Origin of the sequence: Tunicatimonas sp. (assembly GCF_049647865.1) — a bacterium.
Taxonomy (GTDB): Bacteria; Bacteroidota; Bacteroidia; order Cytophagales; family Cyclobacteriaceae; genus Tunicatimonas.
In genome coordinates this window covers 1-4,567 of the sequence record NZ_JBARYM010000377.1, presented here as the reverse complement: position 1 = coordinate 4,567, position 4,567 = coordinate 1, and the positions used below count along the sequence as shown (strand labels likewise).

5 protein-coding genes are annotated in these 4,567 nt (G+C 46.2%); 2 read left to right on the top strand and 3 right to left on the bottom strand.

Annotated elements, in window-relative coordinates; translation table 11 throughout:
* Positions 1-238: 238 nt before the first annotated feature.
* Together WBA23_RS11370 and WBA23_RS11365 are read left to right on the top strand one after the other, a co-directional pair.
* On the top strand, positions 239-865 hold the full coding sequence (locus WBA23_RS11370) for a CatA-like O-acetyltransferase (RefSeq protein WP_424582400.1): 627 nt from the start codon (positions 239-241) through the stop codon (positions 863-865).
* Between the two features lies 1 nt (position 866).
* A complete protein-coding gene (locus tag WBA23_RS11365; RefSeq protein WP_424582399.1) occupies positions 867-1,373 on the top strand; it encodes an NUDIX hydrolase in 507 nt (168 codons plus the stop codon).
* A 1-nt stretch (position 1,374) separates the two neighbouring features.
* On the opposite strand, the gene WBA23_RS11360 is transcribed toward WBA23_RS11365, so the two are convergent.
* The 3 genes from WBA23_RS11360 to WBA23_RS11350 form a co-directional block, all read right to left on the bottom strand.
* Entirely contained in the window at positions 1,375-1,836 is a 462-nt protein-coding gene (locus tag WBA23_RS11360; RefSeq protein ID WP_424582398.1) for a DUF2062 domain-containing protein, read from the bottom strand.
* Positions 1,837-1,890: 54 nt separating this feature from the next.
* A complete protein-coding gene (locus WBA23_RS11355) occupies positions 1,891-3,684 on the bottom strand; it encodes a TrkH family potassium uptake protein (RefSeq protein WP_424582397.1) in 1,794 nt (597 codons plus the stop codon).
* On the bottom strand, positions 3,684-4,567 hold an 884-nt coding region (locus tag WBA23_RS11350; protein ID WP_424582396.1), incomplete at its 5' end, for a bifunctional heptose 7-phosphate kinase/heptose 1-phosphate adenyltransferase. The genes WBA23_RS11355 and WBA23_RS11350, both read right to left, overlap by 1 nt.

Below are 4,567 nucleotides of genomic sequence, written 5' to 3'. Positions count from 1 at the left end.
GTGTTAGTGACCGCCTCAGTTTTTGTAAGTATTATAGGTGTAGCTCGTCGCGACTGGAAGCTAGTAGTTTCGTCGGCAGTGGCCGGAATCGCACTAACACTAATGATGGGAGCGAAATATTGGTAAGGCCAAAACTGACACTACTATAAATTAGGCATAGTAGTCAACCCATAAATCTCTTTTAGTTTGTTGCTAAACCATTTTCAATTTTCCCTTACCCACTTCTAACTAGCTTGATATGCCCCATAAACTTAACCTAGCTACTTGGGAACGAAGAGATCATTTTGCCTTCTTTCGTAATTTTGAAGAACCCTTCTTTGGGGTCTGTGTGGAAGTAGATTGTACGGTCGCTTACCGCCGGACTAAAGAGTTGGGCACATCCTTTTTCCTATATTATCTACACCAATCGATTGTGGCTGTCAATCAAACCGCGCCGTTCCGCTATCGGATTGTAGGCGACGATGTTGTTGTTCATGAACAAGTAGGCGCTTCGGCTACCATTAACCGGGAGAATGGAAGCTTCGGCTTTAGCTATATTCCCTACGCGGAAGATTTTCAGGAGTTTGAGCAAGGTGCTCAGGCTGAAATTGATCGGGTTCGGGGTACTACGGGTTTAGTACCTGCTACGGCTGCTGAAAGCGTTATTCACTATTCTTCCCTACCCTGGATTAAGTTTACCTCGGTATCGCACGCTCGTAGCTTCAGTCACGCCGATAGCATACCAAAAATTTCGTTTGGTAAAATGACCGAAGCTAATGGTAAGAGAATGATGCCAGTTTCGGTACACGTGCACCACGCGCTGATGGATGGGTTTCACGTAGGGCAGCATCTGGAACGGTTTCAGGAACTACTTAATCAAACGTAATATGGCATCAGTACCGGAGGGGCTTAAAAAAGCAGCAGTGCTTTGTGTCCTCAAACATCAGCAGGAACTACTGCTACTTAAGCGACTCAAAGAACCTAATCGAAATCTTTATACTCCGGTAGGCGGTAAATTAGATCCTTACGAGAGTCCATTGCCAGCCGCCATTCGGGAGACCAGAGAAGAAACTGGTATCGAAGTTCCGACCATGAAGTACTGCGGCACACTAGTAGAAAGCTCTCCCACAAAATACAACTGGATTAACTTTGTGTACGTAGCCGATATTGAGCGGGTGCCACCGCCAGATTGTAATGAAGGGGAGCTGCGGTGGATTTCCTTGGAAGAAATGCCGAGTGTGCCAACGCCTAAAACAGATTGGTTCATCTACCAGTATATTCTTCAGAACCGTACTTTTGCTTTTCACGCTGATTTCGACGATCAGATCAAACTAATTCGGATGACGGATGTACTAACGGAAGAAGTTATTTATCCAACAGCGAGAGATAACTGATCTAGGTATTCGCTAAAAAGCGACGAGAGATGACTAGACTGATATAATATAATAAAGCTCCTAACGGAATTGCTATAAGTAGCCAAGCGGCAATACCAGCTAAGTTCGTTTTCCAAATCTGTTGAAAAAGTCCCCAACCTGTGGTTTCTAACAGCGTCATAATCTCCGTAGGTGAGAACGGTAATGGTGGTAGTTGAAACAGTAACTCGCCCATGCGAAGAAAAGGCACAAAGAGTAACAGTTGTAAGGGCAATGCTAAATAAAGAAGAGCTAGTACTAAGGGGACATTTAGCTTCCAGCGCACCGCGATGACTGTTGCTAACGGAGTAACGAACCCAAACATAGGCACAATCCCCATCGGAACCGATAACGCAATAGCTAACGAAAGCTCGCGAGGCGTTGCCCCTCGGCTAAAAATCTGCCGCATTTGGCGGATGGGTTTGTTAGAAATATACTGGTTCAAAGAAGCTAAAGAGTTTAAAAAATTAATTGCAAATCCTGTACCAGTATCAACGAATTAGCCCACCATTAGTTCTTCTTCGGGTAACTTATAGTTTTGAGAGATGGCCCGCGTGCTCAGCGCAATAGCAAAGGTCAGTGTGCCTACCCGGCCTAAGAACATGGTAATGATAATCACAACTTTGCCTACGTCTGATAGTGAAGCGGTTATACCCCGGCTCAATCCTACCGTTCCGAACGCGGAAACCTGCTCAAAAGTAATATCCATGAGGGGTAATTGAGGCTCGCTGATGCTTAGGATAAATACCCCGATCAGGTTGATAGCAATGCCGTAGAAAAAAATAGAGAGGGCCTTGAATACCACCTCGCTGGAAATGTGCCGGTTACCGATTTCTATCTGGGAACTTCCCCGGCTGGTAGAAACCACCGAAGCCACCAGCAAGAAGAACGTAGAGGTTTTGATCCCCCCGGCGGTCGAACCCGAAGAGCCACCGACAAACATCAAAAACATGAGCAGCACCATCGCCGGAACCGTAATCTGACTGATGTCTACCGTATTGAACCCGGCGGTGCGGGCGGTCGCCGACTGAAAAAAACTGCTGATTAGCGACTCAGTAAGGTTCATTTCGGCCAGAGTGTTGGATCTTTCTAGCCAGTAGAAGCCAGCAGCCCCTACCACCAGAAGGAGTAGAGTAGTATTGACCGCTATTTTGGTGCTGAGGCGCCAGTCAATCCAGGGCTTCTCCAAGCGCTGTCGTAATTGCTGGGGAGAAAAGATGTTATTCAGCGGGCCAAATCCTAGTGAACCTAGTACGATAGCTATCGCGGTAACGGCGTGGAGTACGTACATCTGGCGAATGGTTGGTTCGTAGTAGCTGCTGCTAAAGAGGGTAAACCCGGCATTACAGAACGCCGAAACGGCATGGAAAATAGAAAAAAACACTCGCTCTCCCCAGTCCCGAAAGGGGTAGTCTCCCCACAGATACATCATCGCCAGAAACGTCCCCGCTTCAATTGAAATGGTGAGAAGAATAATTCGTTGCAGTAGCGGACGAGCGTACCCCAGCGTTTGGCCATCCAGATAATCCGGAATCATTTTGGCTTGGCGAATTCCTATTTCGGCGTTTAGTAACGAAGTAAAAAAGGTAGCAAAGGCTAGTATCCCCAAGCCACCTATTTGAAACAAAACTAAAATTACTACTTGCCCCCGAAAGGTTAAATCGGTAGCAGTATTTATCACCGATAACCCAGTAACACAACTAGCACTAGCCGCCATAAACAGCGCATCAATTGCTGATAGCCCATCGGGTAGGGTAGTCATAGCAGGCAGCATGAGTAATCCCGTTCCAATAGCAATGAGTAGTAAAAAACTGATAATAAACGCGGCCGCCGGACGAATCTTCACTTCAGCTATCCGGAATAAAGCTCGCGAGCTTTCAAAAAATACTAGTAGTAGTAGCGATATACTCACCAGTAGTTCTGAATATAATTGGATCTGCGCTGGGTTGAAAATAGGGAATACGAGGGGAAAAAGGCTGTCTCGGAATAAGCCCAGAAATATACTTAGCACCGCCAGAATAAGTACAATGATTTCCCATCGGGTGTTGATTGTAAAAGAATGAGGTTCCTGAGAGAGAACCCAACGGATTAAGTAACCGACAACAAATACAATCAGAACCGCGATGGAACCCCGGAACAGCCGACTTTGGATTGAATCGGTATGGTTGAAGCCGTAGATATAGAAAATTAAACCTATCCCAAAAACTGCAGCAACCTGTACAATTACAGAGTTTACGTTCAGTAGGTGCTTACGGTAGCGGACGGGAAGGTTAGAGACAGGGTTATGTGGCATCACATCGTAAGATGTTCGGTTGCTTCCTGTAACAAACGTGAGGCTTCAATAGGAACTACTCCCGTATATTCACAAACAATACCTCCCCCCAAATTAGCCAGCGAAGCCATGAGTGGGCTGGGTAGCTGCAATGCTAAACACAAAGCAGCAATACTAATTACTGTATCGCCCGCGCCCGATACATCTGAAATCTCCCGAATGTGGGCGGGAATAAAAGTGGACTCTTGGGCATCATCTACAAACACCCCTTTTTCCGATAGGGTGATTAACGTAATCTGATGCTGCAATCGCTGTCGTAACACTGCCGAAGCTTCTTGTATAGTAGGTTGTAATTCGTAATCCTCCTGATGTAGGGCAATCGCTTCCTGAAGCAAGCCTTCTTTCAATTCCTTTAGGTTCGGTTTGAACAAGGTAGCGTTACTGTAGTGCAAAAAGTTGCGCCGCTTTGGATCAACGGCAGTAGGAATATTATGCTGATCAGCCTGTTGCTGAACCCATTGAATTAGCGATTTGCTCAGTACCCCCTTGTCATAATCCTGAAAGATAATTACATCAGCCTGAGGCAATAGTGGCTGGATAGCCTCCTGCAGCATTTCCTGTTCAGAGGCTGATAATATTTGATTATGCTCGGCATCAATCCGTAGCATTTGTTGTCCCCCTCCAAGAATTCGCTCTTTCACGGTAGTTGGGCGAGATTGGCTACGTACAACACCACTAGTAGATATATTACTTTCTGCCAGCAGTTGGGAAAAAACCTTACCGGGCGCGTCCTCGCCAATGACGGAACACAGTATGGGAGTAGCGCCAAACGACTGTATATTGAGCGCAACATTGGCCGACCCACCCAAACGATTCTCTCGCTTCTTTACATTGAGAATAGGTA